This is a genomic window from Hoylesella oralis ATCC 33269 (assembly GCF_000185145.2).
Taxonomy (GTDB): Bacteria; Bacteroidota; Bacteroidia; order Bacteroidales; family Bacteroidaceae; genus Prevotella; species Prevotella phocaeensis.
In genome coordinates, this window is record NZ_GL833116.1 from 308,227 (window position 1) to 329,397 (window position 21,171).

Annotated in this window: 12 protein-coding genes; all 12 read left to right on the forward strand. The window is 46.0% G+C overall.

Annotated features, from left to right (window positions below; all coding sequences use genetic code 11):
* Positions 1-47: 47 nt before the first annotated feature.
* The 12 genes from HMPREF0663_RS01375 (at position 48) to metA (ending at position 21,170) form a co-directional block, all read left to right on the forward strand.
* Positions 48-1,124 carry a hypothetical protein gene (locus tag HMPREF0663_RS01375; RefSeq protein WP_004368263.1) on the forward strand — a complete coding sequence of 359 codons (1,077 nt, stop codon included), beginning with the start codon at positions 48-50 and terminating at the stop codon, positions 1,122-1,124.
* A gap of 790 nt (positions 1,125-1,914) precedes the next feature.
* A complete protein-coding gene (locus HMPREF0663_RS01380; RefSeq protein WP_004368267.1) occupies positions 1,915-3,846 on the forward strand; it encodes a leucine-rich repeat protein in 1,932 nt (643 codons plus the stop codon).
* A 16-nt stretch (positions 3,847-3,862) separates the two neighbouring features.
* Positions 3,863-4,060 carry a hypothetical protein gene (locus HMPREF0663_RS01385; protein WP_004368269.1) on the forward strand — a complete coding sequence of 66 codons (198 nt, stop codon included), beginning with the start codon at positions 3,863-3,865 and terminating at the stop codon, positions 4,058-4,060.
* Between the two features lie 224 nt (positions 4,061-4,284).
* Positions 4,285-5,376 carry an AAA family ATPase gene (locus tag HMPREF0663_RS01390; protein ID WP_036875776.1) on the forward strand — a complete coding sequence of 364 codons (1,092 nt, stop codon included), beginning with the start codon at positions 4,285-4,287 and terminating at the stop codon, positions 5,374-5,376.
* Positions 5,377-5,426: 50 nt separating this feature from the next.
* The gene (locus HMPREF0663_RS01395) at positions 5,427-5,909 is read left to right on the forward strand and encodes a hypothetical protein (protein ID WP_004368272.1); all 483 of its coding nucleotides are present in this window, start codon (positions 5,427-5,429) and stop codon (positions 5,907-5,909) included.
* Between the two features lie 626 nt (positions 5,910-6,535).
* Positions 6,536-8,623: an ABC-F family ATP-binding cassette domain-containing protein gene (locus tag HMPREF0663_RS01405; protein ID WP_004368278.1), complete on the forward strand. Its 2,088-nt coding sequence runs from the start codon at positions 6,536-6,538 to the stop codon at positions 8,621-8,623.
* Between the two features lie 26 nt (positions 8,624-8,649).
* Positions 8,650-10,683, forward strand: coding sequence for a M13 family metallopeptidase (locus HMPREF0663_RS01410; RefSeq protein WP_004368279.1), 2,034 nt, complete (start codon positions 8,650-8,652; stop codon positions 10,681-10,683).
* Positions 10,684-11,066: 383 nt separating this feature from the next.
* Complete coding sequence (locus tag HMPREF0663_RS01415) at positions 11,067-14,300, forward strand: SusC/RagA family TonB-linked outer membrane protein (RefSeq protein ID WP_004368281.1); 3,234 nt, start codon at positions 11,067-11,069, stop codon at positions 14,298-14,300.
* Positions 14,301-14,306: 6 nt separating this feature from the next.
* Positions 14,307-16,232: a RagB/SusD family nutrient uptake outer membrane protein gene (locus HMPREF0663_RS01420; RefSeq protein WP_004368283.1), complete on the forward strand. Its 1,926-nt coding sequence runs from the start codon at positions 14,307-14,309 to the stop codon at positions 16,230-16,232.
* 21 nt (positions 16,233-16,253) lie between these two features.
* A complete protein-coding gene (locus HMPREF0663_RS01425; RefSeq protein WP_016665583.1) occupies positions 16,254-17,810 on the forward strand; it encodes a DUF1735 domain-containing protein in 1,557 nt (518 codons plus the stop codon).
* Between the two features lie 516 nt (positions 17,811-18,326).
* Positions 18,327-19,955, forward strand: coding sequence for a malolactic enzyme (locus HMPREF0663_RS01435; protein ID WP_004368286.1), 1,629 nt, complete (start codon positions 18,327-18,329; stop codon positions 19,953-19,955).
* 297 nt (positions 19,956-20,252) lie between these two features.
* On the forward strand, positions 20,253-21,170 hold the full coding sequence (gene metA / locus HMPREF0663_RS01440; protein ID WP_004368288.1) for a homoserine O-acetyltransferase MetA: 918 nt from the start codon (positions 20,253-20,255) through the stop codon (positions 21,168-21,170).
* Position 21,171: the final 1 nt, after the last annotated feature.

The window sequence follows — 21,171 nt, forward strand, 5'->3', positions numbered from 1 at the left end:
AATTTGTTCATAGTAAAATAAAAACAAACCTAAAATAATTGTCAATTATGTATAGAATTTTAAACAAATCGATATGGGCGGGCATGGTGTTTATCCTTATGTCTGCCGTATTTACGGCTTGCTCTTCCGACGATAACAACACCCCCGCACCCGAGCCGCAGCCTAAACCTAAGGTAGAAGGCGATATAGACTGGGCCACTTGCGAAGTGCTTTTTAAGGAAGGACACCTGCATGGCGCAAAGTTTCACGGTAATCCCATGTCTTCTAAAATGACCTTCCCGAGAGAGCAACATTGTGTGCTGAAGAAGAATGCCGACGGCACCATCGCCCTGATATCGGGTAAGGGAATGGAAGGGCGCAAATACTTTGTGGCGCTCGGAGGGTATTACTATGCCCTGCGTCTGGTATTTAAAAATGCTGCCGGAAAGGTGTTGAACGACGAAATAAGCAGCAAAGAAAATGCGTCGCATTATCAGATTTTCTACACTGTATCCGACCTCGACGACAGCGGTAAGCCGTATGTACCGAAGAATGTACGTACGGGGAATGCTCTTAAAGGCGATTGGGACAAGAAAGACTTTGCCGCAAGAGCAGCGATGAGTTCAGACTTTTTCGACTATAGATACCGCGATACCAATCCCGACAGCTTACAGATATCCACACAAATACCCGGAGGCAGCGCAGACGATGTGGTAAGCCTCCTGCGTATAGGGCGCGTTACAGACGGCACGCAACCACAGGATTACGTCGGTTTCAAGGGCTATTTCAATTTCTATTTGCAACCTAAAGATGAAGAAGAGCAGGAACTTCCGAGCTATTTCATTGCCATGCGACTGCTCTATGCCAAAGCCACGAAGTACTTAGCTACGGCCGATCCCGACGATGAAGACGATACCTATAAAAATATTAAGCGGCCTCTACCTTATTATTCTGCACCGACTGAGTGGAAAGAAGTATTGCGCTTTAATCTCCCGATACGTGTTATTGCAGAGCAAAACGACTCGTTCCGCGATCCTGAACGCTTCTATGAAGACCTTAAACGGGAGTTCAAAAAGAGCGTAGAGGAACTAAAGAAAGAGTATGAAGAGCTTATTCCCGACGATAACAGCAGCTTTTATATGTAATTACAGCCTTTAGATAAGGAAAACAGACGATACTAATGCCACGCAATTAGCTTAAATTGCGTGGCATTTTTCGGCTATCTATCCTAATATAGTTCCTAATAAGAACAAAAAAATGGGGTAGTTTCTCATAATTTACAATAAAAAAAGTATTTTCTTAAAAGAATTGTTTACCTTTACAGCCGGTTACGATTATTTGTAACACAACATAAGAGTTTTAACGAAGCGTTATGCTTATCTTGTGGCTTGAAAACTTAGGAAACTTTCAAAGAAATACAGAGAATGCATACGGATCGCCACGCATAAAGGCGTGGGCTGTAAACCGTATTCTGTATTTCAGGTATTCCTAAGACCTTCAAGCTACGAATGTGGGCATTGCAGTTCCACGCTTCATGTGTAATAAAAGGGCCTTTTACGAGGAACAGACGGGGCATATAAGGAGTTTATGCGTATGGTGTATAAGGAATAGACACGGTTTTTAATGAAATTCATGCTATTTTATAGAATAGAGAGTTGTAATTCTTTAAAAGCAAACTATTTATATTTTATTGAAGTTTCGCAGATGTTTAGCTTCTTAAAATGTAAGATGTTGTGCTGTTAAGATGCAAAGACATTAGTTATAGGTACTAAAAACGAATTGAATAAATAGTTTAGGTTTGCAGGTTTAATTCGCTGTTTTTCGGTAATTCAACGGCTTGCAGACTTGTGTAAACTTGATAGATAGTCTTACAATTTTATTTATATTTTGCAGTAGTGGGTAACAACTGCAGTTAAAAGAGAATTAATAAAAGAAATGAAAAGAATTATATTGTTGTGCTTTGCCATGCTGAGTATAGGGTATGCCATGGCAACACTCGAAACCAAAGTGGCAGCAGATGGCTCTGTAACACTTACGTTGAAGGCCGCCGGAGATTTGGCCAATGGCTTCAACGGGTTACAGGAAAGCGTTAAAAATGCCAAGAAAATAGCTGTTGTTACGGCTGCCGGCGTATCTATGAGCAGTGCAGATATGACGGCTTTGTGTGGCGGTTATGATGGGGCAAAGTTCCCTTTAATGGAGAAACTCTACTTGGAAAATGCCGATGTTTCTAACGACGACGACCTTAAATGGGTAAGTGTAAACACGCATCTGAAGTCGATTACTTTTCCTAAAAACACGAAGAAGATACCGGACAGGTGCTTGAAATTTGCAGGACATGGAACTGTTGAAGAAGTTATTATTCCCGATAATCCCGACCGTTCGCTTACTATCGGCGCGCAAGCCTTTGCCATTTCTACGTTAAAGCGGGTGGTATTGGGCTGCGTATCGAGCGGAACAATAGAGTTACAGGCTTTCTTGGATTGTACTGCACTGACCAAAGTAGACTTTCATACGGGGTGGACAAAAATCGATTATCAGGCGTTTCTCGGTTGTACGGCACTGAAAGACGTTGTGTTGCCCGAAGGAATTACAGAAATAGGGTATGGCGCTTTTTCGGGTTCTGCCATAGAAACGATACATTTGCCAAGCACTCTGAAGACCATACGTGCAACGGCTTTTCTCTGTAGTAACCTGAAATCGATAACTATACCGGCAGGTGTAGAGCTGATAGAGGGGCAGGCTTTCCAGAACTGTTATAACCTGTCGGATGTATATGTGTTGGGTGCGAATACGAAAGCACAGGAACAAGCGTTCCCTCCGGCTAACACCTATAATTACAATTACAACGGTGCAGGAGCCGGAGAAGTTGTAACTAAAGATGCATTTACTTGCGGCGACGGCAATATGCGCACCCGAACAGTGCTGCATTATCCTAAAGATGCTTACGACAAATATGTTAATCAGAACACGAAAACATTGGGCACAGCGGGGAATACTGCACGTTACGTGACCGATAAAGACGGCAACAGATGGCCCGTTGTCGATGAAGGAAAGTACAATAATAATACAGGTGATTACGCCGGATGGAACAACTTTATGCTCGTATCGGGGCTGAAAAAGGAGGAAACTTGGGAGGATGATAAGCGTATAGATGATAAATGGTACACGCTGTGCCTGCCGTTCGACATGACCGAGACGCAGCTCAAAAGCGCGTACGGCAGTACTGTAGAAGTGGTGGAATTTTCGGATGTAGAGGTTACTACGAGTGCCGATCACGACAAAATGATAACATTGAAATTCAAAACTCCCGTTACTTCCACCCGTGCTCACCATCCCTATATGATCCACCCGGGAATGCATGCAGGCACGGCAACGGGTGTAAAGACCACTATCACCGGCATTGAAAAACAAGAGGAGAAACAAGAAAGTCTTGAAAACCAAAAGGTTGTTGTAACTAAAGATGGCGTTACCTACACGTTTATAGGCAATTATGAAAAAACGAAGCATCTGCCTGCACCGTCTTATTACTACTATTCGGGGAAAGACGTATCGCAGTTTGCCAACGCATTTTATAAGTGGACTGCTGCCAACTCGGGTACATGGACACCGTACACCGCATGCGTAGTTCTCGATAAGGATAATGGTGCGAATGCCAAACCTATGGTTTCGTTCTTCTCAAAGGAGGATAACAGCCCGACGGGTATAAATTCTGTTACTGCCGGAAAGGGCATCTCAGACCGCCAGCCGGCCGACAATAAGGTGTACAACATGAACGGGCAGGTGGTATGCAGCGGTAATGTAAACCTGAAAAACCTGTCCAAAGGCATCTATATAGTGAATGGTAAGAAGTATATTGTACGATAAATAAGAAAAATAAACAATGAAAAATAGGTATATAAAACCTACTTGCGAAGTTGTATTTATGGAAATCTCGCGCCTTTGCAGCGGCAGTGGAACAAACGCAGGCGCCAGTATCGGCGGACAAGGAAGCCCCAATGAGCAAGAACAGGGACATATAGAAACCGGTGGACCCGGTGTATCGGGTGCCAAAGGAACTTGGTTAGAAGAGGAATGGTAAAGTAACATAAAAGTCTTTCCCGAAAGTGAAACGATAGAAAGGGCTGCAAGGTTTCTATAACGCTTGCAGCCCGTCTTTTTGATGTTCCGTATGTTTATTCGGCATAGAGATGTTGTATAAAGTGCGTATTTCTTATGTGTAATCGCGATAAAATATATTACTGTAATTCACGAGCGTATCGCGAATTTTTCGTAACTTTGTCGCCTTATTCTTTAATTGTTAATATGAACAATATCAAAAAGATAGTCCTCACGGGAGGACCATGTGCAGGTAAGACCACTGCACTCGTAAAAGTGATAGAACACTTCTCGAGTCTGGGCTTCAAAGTGTTTACCATTCCCGAAGTTCCCACGCTGTTCAGTCAGTCGGGCATGGACTATCTAACCACGAACAAAGGCTTCTTTTATGAAGGCGAAAAGGCAACGCTCGAAATACAGATGGCATTGGAAGACAAGTTCATGCGCATGGCTTCGGAATGTAAGGAGCCGACAATCATCGTTTGCGACCGCGGGGCAATGGATATTTCGACATACATGAAGCCCGAGATGTGGCGCGAGATAACGGCGTCGATCGGTACTTCTACCGCCGAACTTCGCGACCATCGTTACGACGCGGTGCTCCATCTTGTATCGGCAGCCGATGGGGCCGAACAGTTTTATACTACCGACAATAACAAGCACCGCAGCGAAGGACTGGAGCTGGCACGGCAGTTGGATAAGAAAGTAATTGCGGCTTGGACGGGACATCCGTACCTGCGGGTAATCAATAACCATGAAGATTTCAGCAATAAAGTTTACCGTGTGCTGAAAGAGATATCGAGTGTACTCGGCCTGCCGCAACCTATCGAAGAGGAGCGCAAGTACATCGTGGAGCTTCAGGGTGCCGTTCCAGACTGCATAGAGAGCGACATCACACAGACTTATCTGGTGGCCGAACCCGGTAGCGAGATACGCCTGCGTCGCCGCAGATGGCAGGGTAAGTACGTTAATGTGCTCACCACGAAGAAACGAATATCGGCAACAGAGCAGATACAGACCGAACGTCAGATCAATAACAACCTCTATTCGTCGCTTTTGCAGCAAGCTGATCCGTACCGACATACTATCCGTAAGGTGCGTAGGAGCTTCATTTGGAAAGGACAGTACTTCGAACTCGACGATTATCTTGCCCCTGTAAGCCATTTAATGATACTCGAAACCAAGGGTGTTGTAGAAGATGAAGCCGTGAAGTTCCCGCCTTTTGTGAAAGTAATCGAGGATATTACGGGCAATTCAGAGTATTACAATTACAATCTCGCACTGCGGGCGAATTCGTAATTTGTTCCGAAAAAGCCGGTTAACCGAAATGTAAACCAAGGTAACGCATAATGAGAAAGTTATTTATACCGCTACTGTTGCTTGCCATGTTGTGTGCTTTTGCATGCGGATCACGTACGGATAACGGCAAACAGAACGCAGAACAAGTTCATGAAATCGTGATAGATACCATTGCTGCGGACGATTCTTTACCCGATGATGTAATAGAGGGAGCAGGCTGTATTTACTATCGTACAAAGGGCAGATTTGTGAACGAAGAACCTCAAACGGATGTTATTTTCAACGCAGGATATCCCTATGCGGCCATGAAGATCAATGGAGAATTGCAGATAATGAAGCTGATACGTTGTAATGATAATTTCTCTGTGACTGTTTTTAAGAACAAGAAATACACGGTGGTAGTCCGTGTATCCAAAGAAAAGGCATGGGGTGGGGAAGACTCATCCGGTGCTCTTCAGGAAGGAACCATCACCGTAACCGACCGTAAAGGTGCGAAAAAGAAAATAAAGTTTTACGGATATTGCGGCTGTTAGTAAAAAATCGTTATATCTTAGTTAAAGAATAAGGTCTTTAAATTACCGGCAATAGTTGGACAAACGTTGAACTTAGTTGCAACAAAGTTATAACTAAGTTGTAGCGAAGTTGCAACTTTGCGCTTGCAACTTATTGAAAATAAAGGTACGTTCCTATATATAGAAGATAGAAAAGGAACTTCGTCGAAGAAAAGAAGCTATGCCGTAGACTTCTTTTTTCTTTATATTTTTTCCGTCGTCCGTTTTCTTTTTCTTTTTCGTTCGTTTTGCCTGTCGGGCATATTTTTCTTTTTCAAATGCGATATTATCACGGTAGGCCGCTGCTCTGTGCGGTTGGTAACGGCGATAGTTGGTTCCTTTGATAAGGATACATGTACTGCCTGTCCTGAATAGATGCCGCATCTGTGGGCGATAGACCGAAGCTATAATCGATATATAGCAAAATACCATGGAGGAATCATGATAAAAACAGCTGGCCTGTGTTTGATTTCCGTGCGAAATGTTGTATCTTTGCAAACAGTTTTATTGCGCTCCTCGGGGGCGGAAAGAACCGGCTGTACGTGGGGCAATTACTGTGCAGAGTAACGTATTGCAAGGGAAATTTAAAGAAAAGACGATAGAAACGAATGATTTCAGTAGAAGGTTTGAAAGTAGAATTCGGTGTGAAACCGCTGTTTCATGATGTGAGTTTCGTGGTGAACGACCGCGACCGAATTGCCTTGGTGGGTAAGAACGGCGCGGGAAAATCTACTTTGCTCAAGATATTATGCGGCATGCAAAAGCCCACGGCGGGCGTTGTTGCCGTGCCTGCCGATACCACTATCGGCTATCTGCCGCAGGTGATGAAGCTGTCGGACGATACCACCGTGCTCGAAGAAACGCGCAAAGCCTTCTTCAGGAACACCGAATTGAAAGCACGTATAGACCGCATGGAGCGCGAACTTGCCGAACGTACCGATTACGAAAGCGAGGAGTATCTTGCTTTGGTGGAGCAGTTTACGCAGGAACACGAACGCTACATGATGAACGGAGCCGAGGGCTACGAGGCCGAAATGGAGCGCACGCTGACGGGATTGGGCTTTCTACGAACGGATTTCGACCGCCCTACGTCTGAATTTTCGGGCGGATGGCGCATGCGTATCGAACTTGCGAAGATACTGTTGCAACGCCCCGACGTGCTTCTGCTCGATGAACCGACCAATCATCTCGACATCGAAAGCATCCAATGGCTTGAACAATTCCTTGCTCAATCGGCCAAATCGGTGGTTTTAGTAAGCCACGACAAGGCTTTCATCAACCATGTTACCAACCGTACAATAGAGATCACCTGCGGTCATATCGAAGATTATCGTGTGAAATACGATGAATATCTTACGCTGAGAGCCGAGCGGCGTGAGCAACAATTGCGGGCTTACGAGAACCAACAGAAGGAGATTGCCGACATGAAAGACTTCATCGAGCGTTTCCGGTACAAACCTACAAAGGCGGTACAGGTACAGAGCCGCATCAAGCAGTTGGCCAAGATCGTGCCTTTGGAGGTGGATGAAGTAGACAATAAGGCCATGCATCTGAAGTTTCCTCCATGCTTGCGTGCCGGCGATTTTCCTATTATTGCAGAAGATCTCGGTAAGGTTTATCCCGCTACCTCTCTCCAACTCTCCTCTGAAAAGGTAGACCGAGAAGGAATAAAAGAAAGTGCAACGACACCGACTTCTGCTCCCTTGCAGGGAAAGGTTGAAGGGGGACATCTTGTCTTTTCGGGTGTAAACATGACAATTCGGCGTGGCGAGAAGGTCGCCTTTGTGGGAAAAAACGGAGAAGGTAAGTCGACTCTCGTCAAATGTATCATGGGAGAAATCCCTTATACGGGCACGCTGAAGATCGGACATAACGTGCAAATCGGCTATTTTGCACAAAACCAAGCCCAGCTGTTGGACGAAAATCTGACGATACGCGATACCATCGACCGCGTGGCAACGGGCGACATGAGGCTGAAAATCAATGACCTGTTGGGCGCATTCATGTTCGGTGGCGAGATTGCAGACAAGAAAGTGAAGGTGTTGAGTGGCGGAGAACGGTCTCGATTGGCCATGATAAGGCTGCTACTCGAACCGGTTAACCTGCTTATCCTCGACGAACCGACTAACCATTTGGACATCCAGTCGAAAGATATACTGAAAGAAGCGATCAAAGCCTTTGACGGTACCGCCATCATCGTGAGTCATGACCGTGAGTTTCTGGACGGTCTTGTAACGAAAGTCTACGAATTCGGTGGAGGAAAAGTGCGCGAACATCTCGGCGGCATCTACGATTTTCTTAGAACAGCCTCACCCGTTGTCTCCGATGGAAAGGGAGAACTGCACGCTAACTCTATCGATGCAGCGCTGCAACAAAAATCGTCTGCCCCCAATATAGCTTCTTTTTCAGGGGGAGAAGGACGGGAAGAAGCTCCCCCGACCGGTAATCTTTCCTACGCCGAGCATAAGGAACGGCAGAAGAAGTTGCGCAGAGCACAGAAAGCAGTTGATGAGAGCGAAGTCAAGATAGCGAGCATGGAAAAGCGAATTAAGGAGCTGGACGACCTGCTGATGCTGCCTGCCAACGCTTCGAACATGGAACTTGTAACCGAATATACCGCCACCCGAAAGGCGTTGGACAGCGAAAACGAACGCTGGATGGAGCTCTCGGAGCAGCTCGAGGCAATGAAAGTTTAAATCACACATATAAAAAATTAAGAAATATGAACATGAAACAAATTTTACCGGCCATGATGATGGTGGCCGCTCCCACTATGGGATTGGCGCAAGATAAGCCGGGTATTCGCCTGTCGAACCTCGACAGAACCGTCCGTCCGGGCGACGATTTCTACGAATTTGCAACGGGAGGATGGCAGAAAAGTCACCCGCTTCCGCCCGCTTACTCGCGCTTCGGCAGCTTCGACCAGTTGCAAGAAGACAATAACAAGCGTATCAACACCATTCTTGGCGACTTGCTGAAAAAGCAATACAAAGCCGGCACGACGGAACGAAAGCTAAGCGATTTCTACAAATTGGCTATGGATTCGGTACGTCGCAACAATGATGGAGTGGCGCCGATGAAGCCGTTGCTCGACGAAATGGAGGCCGCCCGAACCTTGGATGCGTTGCGCCAATTGCAACTAAAGTATGCGTATTTCGGATACGGAGTGCCCATGGGCTGCTTTTTCGGGGCCGATGAAAAGAACTCATCCATGAACATTCTGAACATTTATCAGGGCGGTTTGACGCTCGGTTTGAAAGAATATTACCTCGATAACGACGCTGCTACGGTCGCCATCCGTGAGACCTACCGCGGACATATTGCTAAGATGTTCCGCCTGTTCGGCTTTACAGAGGCGCAAGCCAATGCAAAACGCGACGCTGTTTTGCGCTTTGAGACCGCTGTTGCATTAATTTCGAAGAGCCGCACCGAACTCCGAGATCCGCAAGCCAACTACAATAAGATGACTCTACAGGAGTTTAAGGAAAACTACCCCAACATTCCGTTGGAAGCAATGATGCAGGCCGAGGGTGTGAAATCGGCTTATATTCAAGATATGGTGGTAGGTCAGCCCTCGTTCATGGCGGGTATCGACAAACTTACATCAGTGCTTACGGCCGACGATCTGCGCGCCTTGATGGAGTGGGATGCTATTATGTCGGCGGCAAGTTATCTGAGCGACGACATTCAGGCGGCCAACTTCGAGTTCTTCGGCAAGGTGATGAGAGGGCGACAAGAGGACTATCCGCGCTGGAAACGCGTAACATCGCAGGTCGACAACCAGTTTGGAGAGGCCTTGGGCAAGATGTATTGTGCACGTTATTTCCCCGAATCGAGCAAAAAACGCATGCAGCAATTGGTGAAAAACCTGCAGGTTTCGCTCGGTCAACGTATCGATGCGCAGACATGGATGAGCGATACTACGAAATTGGCTGCACACGAGAAGCTCGCAACGTTCTACGTAAAGATAGGCTATCCCGACAAATGGGAAGACATGAGCGCGTTGACGATCGATCCTGCAAAGTCGTATTACGAGAACGTACAGGCATGCAGATTGTTCTGGGACAAGCGGAATATCGAAAAACATGCAGGCAGACCGGTGGACAAAGATGAATGGGGAATGACGCCGCAGACGGTGAATGCCTACTATAACCCCACGACCAACGAGATTTGTTTCCCTGCAGGTATTCTGCAATATCCATTCTTCGACGCGCAAGCCGACGATGCATTCAACTACGGCGCTATCGGTGTAGTGATCGGACACGAGATGACTCACGGCTTTGATGACCAAGGACGGCAATACGATAAGACGGGAAATATGCGCGACTGGTGGACGGTTACCGATGCTGCTAACTTCAAGGAGCGTGCCGATATGTATGCTACGTTCTTCTCGAACATCAATGTGCTGCCCGATTTGAAGGCAAACGGTCGCCTTACGCTCGGCGAGAACCTTGCCGACCACGGCGGTCTGGAAGTGAGCTTCCATGCTTATCGCAACGCTACCAAGCAGAAACCACTCAAAGTGAAAGACGGTTTTACGGCCGATCAGCGGTTCTTCCTCGCCTATGCAGCGGTGTGGGGACAGAACATAACGGAGAAAGAAATACGCTCGCGTGTGAAGAGCGATCCTCACTCTTTGGGCGAGTGGCGCGTGAACGGTGCCCTCCCGCACATCGAAGCGTGGTATAAGGCATTCGACGTGAAGCCGGGCGACAAGCTCTACTTGCCCGAGAACGAACGCTTGAAACTGTGGTAAGTCGTTAGCGGAAAGATAATTTTTTATATTTAGAACATCAAAAGGGCGTGAACGCTCGGTAACGGAAAAGGAACCGTACACCGAATGTTCGCGCTCTTTTCTTATTGCCTCACTCATCCATTTTTTCTGATGACCGATAAAAATGAGATGGATTATTTTCTTCCTTCTGTCGAATTGTCTATGTTATTTCAACATTGAAAAAATACAAATTATTATAAAAAATAATAATAGATATGGCTTTTAATTTTAAAATGCTTGTATTTTTTTATGTAAAAATCTATATTTGTAACCAGTTGTCCTGAATAATCAAACGACCGATTAATGAAAACTTTTGATTAGACTTAGATTAATTAACAAAAAGTACTTAACTAAATAAAAATATCATGAATGAAAAGTTGAAGAAAGATTTGTGCATTAAAAAAGGCCATTTCTTGACATCTATGAGACTTTTAGCCTTGTTCTTGTTTTCAGGAGTGAGTCTTTTTCTTAATGCGAACAGCAACAGGAAAGAACGAGGAGTCTTATCCTATGTGGTTGGACAGCCAGATGTAAGAATATATGAACAAGGGAAAAACGCCGATATTCTTCGTCAGGTGCAGAATGAAACCCGTATGTTAACGGGTATTATTACGGATAAAGTAACGGGAGAACCGCTTGTCGGAGTAACTATTCAAGTAAAAGGAAAGCCCAATTTAGGTTGTATTACCGATGTAAACGGGCGTTATAAACTTACAGGAATTATTTCTGATGACGATATAACCATCTCCTATATAGGTTACACAACAAGAACATTGAGAATAGGTAATGTGGGTGAGTTGGATATCCAGCTGACTCCGGCAGATGCCCAGATGGGTGAGGTGGTGGTGATAGGTGCAGGTACGCAACGCAAAATATCTGTAACGGGCTCCATCTCTACCGTTTCGGGAAATGATTTGCGTACGCCGAGTTCTTCGCTTACCAATAACCTTGCCGGCAAGTTGGCCGGTGTAATCGCCAAAACAAACAGCGGCGAGCCCGGCTCAGTGGGCGAATTCTATATTCGCGGCGTATCAACCTTTGGCGGACGTACACGGCCTCTCATTCTTTTAGATGATGTAGAAATCTTTCCCGGCGACCTTGATCGCATTCCGCCAGAGACCATTAAGAGCTTTACCATTTTGAAAGACGCTTCGGCTACGGCCATTTATGGCGCGCGTGGTGCTAATGGCGTAATGATTATAACAACGAAGACGGGCGAGAAAAATACCAAAACTGCCATTAACGTAACGCTGGAAGCCTCGTATTTGCATCCGGTGAACCGTGTGAAGTTTGTAGACGGACCAACTTATATGCGTATGTATAACGAGGCATTAATTACTCGCCATCCGAGTGCAACCCCGAGATATTCCGAAGATGCGATTGAAAATACAATCAAAGGAGTAAATCCTTATGTGTATCCGAATGTGAATTGGTACGACCAACTGTTTAAAAGTGGATGTTTCAATCAGCGGGCAAATCTCAGTGTGTCGGGCGGTGGAAACAGAATTGCTTATTACATGAGCTTGCAGTCGAACCATAACACGGGATTGCTGAATACGCGAAACGGCTACGCGTTCAATAATAACTATAATAACTGGGAGTATATTTTTCAGAATAATCTGACCTATGATCTCACGAACACCACGAAAGTCGGTCTTCGAATGAATACGCAAATAGGCAATACAAAAGGACCTAATATTGCATCGCGAGACCTTTTGTGGGATACATTTCAAAACGATCCTGTAACGTTCCCTGTAATGTTCCCCGCACAAGAAGGCGATAAACATATTCGTTTCGGTAATGCCGTGATGAGCGATAGTCGTTTGTTTGTGAACCCCTATGCTAAAATGTTGAGCACTTATCGGGAATTAAATTACGCAACATTCAACACCTCGCTGAACGTTACCCAAGAGTTGGATTTTATAACCAAGGGATTAAACGTTACAGCATTGGTGAATTGGAAACAATATGCAAGCTCCAACTATTCACGCTCCATCACACCTTATTACTACAGAGTGGTAGACGGCAGCTGGCAAGCGAGTGATCCCAATGCGTTTGAAACGGAACTTTTAAGGAGCGGTACCGACTTTATATCACAGTCGGATATCACAAAACACAATGATGATACGTTCTATTTTGATGCTCGCTTGAACTATAGCCGGCGTTTCGGCGGACATACTGTTGGCGGCATGCTGATGTACATGATGCGCGAATACCGCGAAGAAGTGTATCCAAGTAGGAACCAAGGTCTCTCCGGTAGATTTACCTACGATTACAACAATACCTATTTGGCCGAAATAAACTTTGGGTATAACGGAACCGAACGCTTGGCTAAAGGGCAACGTTTCGAGTTCTTTCCGGCAGCATCGATCGGTTGGGTGGTTAGTAACGAGAAGTTCTGGAAGCCCGTTTCAAAATATATTGATTTTCTGAAACTCCGTTGTAGCTATGGTCTTGTAGGAAACGATGATACTGGAGAGGATGCAGGGGCAGCCCATTTCCTCTATATAAACGAAGTGAATGTAGGAGACGGAGGCAGTTATACTACCGGTCCGTACAACGGTTCTCCGTATAATATTACTAAAAAAGGTCCTGGTGTTGTTCGCTATGCCGTGGAGGACGCTCATTGGGAGCGCGTTAAAGAGTTCGATCTTGGACTTGATCTGCGTTTGTTTAACCAATTAGACATTGTTTTCGATTATTTTCATCATAAAACCGATCGTATCTTAATGCGTCGTGGTTCCTTCCCTACAATCTTAGGTTATTGGTCGGCCATTCCTTTCAGTAATATTGGTAAAGTAGACAATAAGGGCTTCGAGTTGGCTGTAGTATGGAATACGAATATCAATAAGGAATTACATGTGGAAGTACGAGGTAACTTAACCTATAATCAAAATAAATATGTGTATGTAGACGATCCGGATTATCCTTACGTATGGCAAACGAGAACAGGGAAACCATTAAGTCATTGTATCGGGTATATTGCTGAAGGATTGTTTAAATCGGAGGAAGAAATAAGATTGCATGCCGATCAGTCGGGCTTGGGTAGCACGCCCATGGTTGGTGATATTAAGTATCGTGATGTGAATGGAGACGGAAAGATTACCACAGAAGATCGAGTGATGATTTCGGAATATGGAAGTTTGCCGCGCATGCAGTATGGAATTGGCGTAAACCTTACATGGAAAAAACTGGACTTCGGTGTATTCTTTAACGGCTCTGCCAAGATTAAGAAGATTTTGCAAGGCTTCCAGCCTTTCCATGCTAATAACAGCAGTCAACGCACTGTTATGCAATGGGTGGCCGATAGCTATTGGGCAGAAAGCAATCCTGATGCAAATGCGAGTTTTCCCCGTCTCGGGCTTTCCGAGAGCGATGATGCTAATAACCAACCGAGTAGTACGTTTTGGTTGCGCGACTTCAGCTTCTTGCGTTGGAAGACTCTTGAGATAGGTTATTCGTTCCGTCATTGTCGCCTTTACTTTAGCGGCGATAATCTTGCTGTGTTCAGTCCTTTTAAGTATTGGGATCCGGAGATTTGGTGGAATTCCTATCCACTTCAGCGAACGTTCAACATTGGTGTGCAAATTAAAATTTAATGAATTATGTTTAGTTTGAATAAGATAAAGAAAATGTCGATGGTATTATTGCTGTCGGTCTTTGTGCTAACTTCATGTAATTATTTGGATATCGTACCGCCGCAAGCTCCCGATTTCGATGATACGATGAAAGACAGAGATGCCACATTAGGCTTCCTATATTCTTGTTATACGGGCATTCCAGCTATTTATTTTGATTGGTTCTGTCAGTATTTCGGGGCAACCGACGAGTATGTGGAACCGCAATTATATGGGCATCGGGAGCAGTTTGTTTCTTACAACCAGATGACGCCGTCAAACCATACGGAGTTTGGACCGTGGACAAACTGTTATAACAATTTAGGGCAGTGCCATCTATTCATGAAATATATAGACGTGCTGCACCCCGATAATGTGTCGGAGGCGGATAAAACTCGTTGGAAAGCAGAGATAAAATTCTTGGAGGCTTTCTATCATATGCAACTGCTGAATGCTTACGGGCCTATTCCTTTAGTAGATCATTATATTCCGCAGAATACGGCCAAGACTGATTTTCCCGGGCGTAGTCATTATGATGTATGTGTGGATTCTATTTGCAAATGGTATGATGACGCAGCTGAACATCTGCCTGCCACGGTGTCTGTAGAAGAATTGGGACGTGCAACTTCTACAGCTTGCAAAGCGCTTAAAGCTCGCGTGCTGTTATATGCAGCGTCGCCATTATGGAATGGTTCGTTTCCTTATCCCAATTGGGAGAACACGGTTTATGAAACTCCCGGGCGGGGAAAGGAGCTAGTTAGCCGCATTGCTGTCCCTGCCAAATGGCAAAAGGCTTTGGAAGCATGCAACGAGGCTATTGACCTTGCGGTGAACGAAGGCAAAAGAGAATTGTTCGATATAGCGTCTTCAGAAGTTTTAAGAAATAACGACCAGCTTTCGTTGCCCGATTATAACGGTGCTGATGAAACCTTCAGAAAGAAAGTAATGCTGATGCGTTACCTCATGACAACTACCGAAACGGAAGGCAACAAGGAGACGATATTTGGTGTAATTACCACGGAAGTGAACCCAATGCTGATAAGTATTCCTCATGGAGTTACGCTGAACGGGAGTGGAAACCCCATTGGTGGATGGGCAGGTATGTCGCCCACACTTTACACAATGTCGCACTTCTTTACCGCGGATGGCAAGTTGCCCGAACGCGATGGTAATTTTTACCCGAAAGCAGACTGGCTGCAATCTGCGGGATTGAGCAATGCGAATATTATTAAGCTACACGATAAGCGAGAACCTCGTTTCTATGCATGGATGTCTTTCGATGGCGATGTGTACGGAGAGGTTATTTCGAACGGAGATCCTTTAACCGTTAACATGCTCAGTGCTGCCAGACTTGGCCAAGGCTATAATCCCTCTCGATACCAACGTGATAATAACCAGACAGGGTTCATCAACAGGAAGTTTATTCAACCCAACATCAAATTCAGGCAAGATGGTGGAAACAACATACGCATGGTGCCATTCCCCATCATTCGTTTGGCGGAACTATACTTAGATCGTGCAGAATGTTACGCCAATGTAGGGAATGTTCAGAAAGCGTTGGATGATTTGAACGTGGTGCGTAAGCGTGCCGGCGTTCCATTACTGACAACCGCCGACATCACCACCAGTCACACTTTGATGGACATGGTGCGCGAAGAGCGGTTCGTGGAGTTGTGGGGCGAAGGTCATCGCTATTACGATTTACGACGCTGGATGCTGGCACCCGATTATCTGAAGGCTGGCCGCTTCGAGGGATTAAATGCGCTCGAGAAGGTGAATCCGTCGTTTACGGAATTCAATCAAATTAAGCATATCGATCAGCCATTCCAGTGGAACGATCGTATGTACATGCTCCCAATTGCTGCCAGCGAGGTTTATAACGATCCTAATCTAAGGCAGTCGCCAGGCTATTAACCATGAAATAAATTTACGATGATGAAAAAGTTAATATATTATATTCTGTTGTTGTTTATGTGCGCGGGCGTGGCCACATCGTGCCATAACAGCGATTACGATTTACAAAATTTGGTACCCGACGCCTATCACAAGGTGGCTTATGTGAAGAATTACGGCCAGCACAACCTATCGTTGTTTACCACACAATCAACGGCCACCGACACCCTGATTGTACTAAAGGGTGGAAGTGAACCGAACACGAGTGCAACCTATCGCATGAAGGTGCTTTCACAAGACGAGTTGGACAGTGTATATAGTGATGTACAGGGGGTAAATTATAAACTGATACCGCAGTCGGCGTTTACTTTCGAGAGTGGCGAGGATATTTCTTTTGCTGCGGGTGAAGCGGGGAAGTATTTTCCGGTGAGCTTCAAGCCAATGGAAATTTTCCAACTAATAGAGGCCAACCCGAGTAGCAGGTTCGTGTTGCCATTACAGTTAGTGAGCACAACCGACAGCGTGAACGCCGATATGTGCAGCGTGTTGTATTTACTGGACGTGCGCAGCCCGATGATATCTTTCGCCGAGAAACAGATCGCCGAAATGATGATATATAAATCGCTCGACGTGATACTGCCTATGAAGATACAGAATTGCGACGCCAACAAATGGAATATCACCTGTACGCTCGACGCGACGGACAATGCGCAGGCGGTGGCCGATTATAATTCTTTCCACGGCACTAACTACGAACTGTTGCCTGCAAATGCCTACACCGTGGAGAACCTTTCATTTGCTATGGGCGCGCTTACGGCCGAAGCCACGCTCAAAATTGATCGTGCACATCTGGTGAGCGATCATAGTTATCTACTCCCGTTGAAGATCGGCTCCTCGTCGATGGGTGATCAAATGCAGATAGATGGCACTTACACGTATGTGGTGCTGAGCAACCCGCGTCTTACAACGCGCGAGGTGGATCGTTCCGACTGGCAGGTAACGTTCTGCAACAACGATAACGCCATAGGAGGATCGGAGGATAATGCAGGCATTGGCGCTATTTTCGACAATAACAACGGAACGTTCTGGCATACGGGATGGCAGATTCCAGACGCCTCTTCGTTCTCGCACGATGGTGTTTCAGGTGATGATTACGATTATTCGCACTCGCATAATTACCATGCTTTCAAGGGGCATCGTAATGCCGATGAAACAGTGTTTGTCATCGATATGGGTAAGGCGCACCACATTATTGCTGTGGGGATTACACAGCGATCGAACTTCTCGGATTTCCATACGGGCGACGTGATGCTTTCGGCCGATGAGCAGTTCCTTTTCAGGCCTGTGGCCGACGGCGGAAATTTGAGCGACTATCATCAGGTAGCACTCAACCATTGGCAGAAGTTACTAACGGTGGATGCACCCCACGACGGTGAACCACACTGGTTCGACGCGGCACAAACGGTGATTAATGCCGGCGGCGTGAAGGGAAGATTCGTAAAGATGATGGTGCGTGGTTCTTACCGTGACCAAAACGTTAGTTTGGTAGAGTTCCGGCTCAGAGAGTTGCTGGCCATAGATGGTGTGGCAGTGGAATAGCTGATAAGGACATCTGGCAATCAGTATTTCTTCTCCGCTGTGCAGTGATACTGGTGCAAGGCATTCGACGTGAAGTCGGGCGACAAGCTATATCTGCTCGAAAGCGAGTATCTACAACTATGGTAAGTCGTTAGCGGAAAGACGAATTTTTATACTTAGAACATCAAAAGGGCGTGAACGCTCGGGAGCAGAAAATGAACCGCACACCGATTGTTCGCGCCCTTTTCTTATTGCCTTACTCATCCCTTTCATATCGCCAACCGCCAAAGAAACACCATGTTATGCAGACAGGCGGCCTGTCTAAGCACGATAGAGACAATGCTTATACCGCTTAGAAGCATAGCCTTATCAACTGCCACTTTATACCTGATGGAGATTTTTACTCGAATTAGAAACCGATAGTCATTAAAATTATGAAAAAACGAGTTCTCTCCATATTCGCCTCTTCTATTTTTTACTATATTTGCAAACATAAACAACATGGGCGCCATTGCTCGAAATATAAAAATATAACTTATGAAAACAGCTCAAGAAATATTGAATGATCCGTTCTGCAACAAGGGAACAGCATTCACATTGGAAGAGAGAAAGGCATTGAACCTTACGGGAGCGTTGCCGTCTGTAGTACAAACACTTGAAGAACAAACGGTGCAGACCTACAAAGAATACCAAAGAAAAGCTACCGATTTGGAGAAACGTGTCTATCTGATGACGCTGTTTAACACCAACCGTATTCTTTTCTACGCCCTGATGTCGCGGCATGTGGCTGAGTTTATGCCTATCGTTTACGATCCTACAGTGGCAGATGCCATCAGACAATACGATGAACTGTTCATGAAACCGCAGGATGCAGCGTTCTTATCCATAGATTCTCCCGACGATATAGAACAATCCTTGAAGAATGCGGCGGGCGGTAGAGACATACGACTCATTGTGGTGACCGATGCTGAAGAGATATTAGGTATCGGCGACTGGGGCGTCGGAGGCGTGGCAATCTCTATCGGTAAGCTGATGGTTTACACGGCTGCTGCGGGTATCAACCCCAATCAAGTATTGCCGATGGTACTGGATGTGGGCACCGATAACCCTAAGTTGCTCGCTGATCCGTTATATCTTGGCAACAGACATCTTCGTGTGCGCGGCGAAAAATATTATGATTTCGTAGATAAATTCGTTATTACGGCCGAGCAACTCTTCCCGCACTTGTATCTTCACTGGGAAGATTTCGGGCGTTCCAATGCCGCAACGATTTTGGAAAAGTATCAAGATCGTATCACTACATTCAACGACGACATACAGGGCACGGGCATCGTAGCGCTCGCAGGTATTCTCGGCGCTCTGAATATTTCGAAAGAGAAATTCGTTGACCAGCGTGTGATGGTCTTCGGAGCCGGTACGGCCGGTGTGGGTATTGCTACGCAGATATACGAGGAGTTTCTGCAACAAGGGCTTTCAAAAGACGATGCCCGCAATCGTATCTACTTGGTAGATAAGCAGGGAATGCTGTTTGACGATACCGTAGGACTGACCGATGGACAAAAACGTTTTACTCGCCATCGCGCGGAGTTTGCCGATGCAACGGCATTCACCGACCTTTATAGTTCTGTAAAGGCTGTGCATCCTTCCATTCTCATCGGCACATCGACCACGCCACACATGTTCAGCGAGCAGGTTGTTAAGGAAATGGCGTCGGCTGTGAACCGCCCTGTAATCTTCCCGTTATCCAATCCTACCGAGCTGGCAGAGGCTACCGCGGAAGATCTTATCCGTTGGACAGACGGTCGAGCGCTTGTTGCTACGGGCATACCCAGTGCTCCTGTTGTGTATAATGGCGTAACTTACGACATTGGACAGGCCAACAATGCCTTGATGTACCCGGGATTGGGACTCGGTGTGATAGCCTCTACGGCCAAGATTGTTAATCAGTCGTTGCTGTCGGCTGCAGCCCATGCCCTTGGTGGAATGGTCGATACCTCGAAATCTGGTGCTGCCGTATTGCCTCCGGTGGACAAACTGACGGAATTCTCCGAGCATATCGCTGTGGTTGTAACGGAGAATGCCATCAAACAGGGCATAACAAAAGAAAAGATAACAGATGCCCGAAAGGCTGTAGAAAATATCAAATGGCAGCCTAAGTATTCTTGACAAGCGGGCATATTTGGTGTCTGCATCATTTCAATTCGCTGTGGAGAAAGCATTTGTTTTCTCCACAGTAGGTTTGTTATTCTGTGGTGAAAGGTGGATTGCATGGCTTCCTCTGCTTCTCGTTTGCTTGGAGTGCCGCTGATTTATTATCTGTTTTTGCAGCTCCGTAATCCCTTCTTTCCCCACTTAATTGCCCCGTTACTTATCGTAATTCGGATTTATATTGTATCTTTGCAGTTGAGGCGTGGCGTGCGAACCTGCCTCACGAATTCAGAATGAAAACAGATTGATGAACGAATGCCATTAAGATTACCCGATAAACTGCCGGCAGTAGACCTGCTGAAAAAGGAAAATATCTTTGTTATGGATGAAAGTCGTGCCCACAGGCAGGAGATCCGTCCATTGAAGATTGTGGTGCTGAACCTGATGCCGTTGAAGATTACGACAGAAACAGATTTGGTACGGTTGCTTTCCAACACGCCTTTGCAGCTCGAAGTCAACTTCATGAAGCTGCGTAGTCATACACCCAAGAACACTCCGGTGGAACACATGATGATGTTTTATAAAGATTTCGACGAGTTGGCAAAGCAGAATTGGGACGGTATGATTATCACCGGTGCGCCCGTGGAGCAAATGCCGTTCGAAGAAGTAGAGTACTGGGGCGAGCTTAGCAAGATATTCTCTTGGGCACGCAACCATGTTACGAGCACGCTGTATATCTGTTGGGCGGCGCAAGCCGGACTGTATTATCATTACGGCATACCCAAATATCCCTTGAAAAAGAAGATGTTTGGCATCTTCCGGCAATATCCTTTGATGCCCGAACTGCCCATCTTCCGCGGTTTCGACGACGTTTTTTCCATGCCGCAGAGCCGTCATACGGAAGTTCGCCGTGAGGATATCGTGGCGAACAATCACCTCACGCTCATCAGCGATTCACCGGATAGTGGTGTTGGAATGGTAATGGCGCGCGGCGGAAGAGAGTTTTTTATTACCGGACATCTGGAGTATGCCTCCGATACGCTCGATAAGGAGTATAAACGCGATGCAGGAAGACGGGGCGATGTAGAAATGCCTGTAAACTATTATCGCGGCGATGATGTGCGTAACGAGCCCTTGGTAACGTGGCGCGCCCATGCCAATTTGCTCTTCAGCAATTGGGTGAATTACTACGTTTATCAGGAAACACCTTACGATATCAATGATATCAGATGAA

Bases quoted from the DNA above. Each gene is read 5' to 3' on its own strand.
- HMPREF0663_RS01395 (WP_004368272.1), top strand. From the start codon at position 5,427: ATGAGAAAGTTATTTATACCGCTACTGTTGCTTGCCATGTTGTGTGCT.
- HMPREF0663_RS01425 (WP_016665583.1), top strand. From the start codon at position 16,254: ATGAAAAAGTTAATATATTATATTCTGTTGTTGTTTATGTGCGCGGGC.
- HMPREF0663_RS01385 (WP_004368269.1), top strand. From the start codon at position 3,863: ATGAAAAATAGGTATATAAAACCTACTTGCGAAGTTGTATTTATGGAA.
- HMPREF0663_RS01375 (WP_004368263.1), top strand. From the start codon at position 48: ATGTATAGAATTTTAAACAAATCGATATGGGCGGGCATGGTGTTTATC.
- HMPREF0663_RS01435 (WP_004368286.1), top strand. From the start codon at position 18,327: ATGAAAACAGCTCAAGAAATATTGAATGATCCGTTCTGCAACAAGGGA.
- HMPREF0663_RS01415 (WP_004368281.1), top strand. From the start codon at position 11,067: ATGAATGAAAAGTTGAAGAAAGATTTGTGCATTAAAAAAGGCCATTTC.
- HMPREF0663_RS01420 (WP_004368283.1), top strand. From the start codon at position 14,307: ATGTTTAGTTTGAATAAGATAAAGAAAATGTCGATGGTATTATTGCTG.
- HMPREF0663_RS01390 (WP_036875776.1), top strand. From the start codon at position 4,285: ATGAACAATATCAAAAAGATAGTCCTCACGGGAGGACCATGTGCAGGT.
- HMPREF0663_RS01380 (WP_004368267.1), top strand. From the start codon at position 1,915: ATGAAAAGAATTATATTGTTGTGCTTTGCCATGCTGAGTATAGGGTAT.
- HMPREF0663_RS01405 (WP_004368278.1), top strand. From the start codon at position 6,536: ATGATTTCAGTAGAAGGTTTGAAAGTAGAATTCGGTGTGAAACCGCTG.
- HMPREF0663_RS01410 (WP_004368279.1), top strand. From the start codon at position 8,650: ATGAACATGAAACAAATTTTACCGGCCATGATGATGGTGGCCGCTCCC.
- metA (WP_004368288.1), top strand. From the start codon at position 20,253: ATGCCATTAAGATTACCCGATAAACTGCCGGCAGTAGACCTGCTGAAA.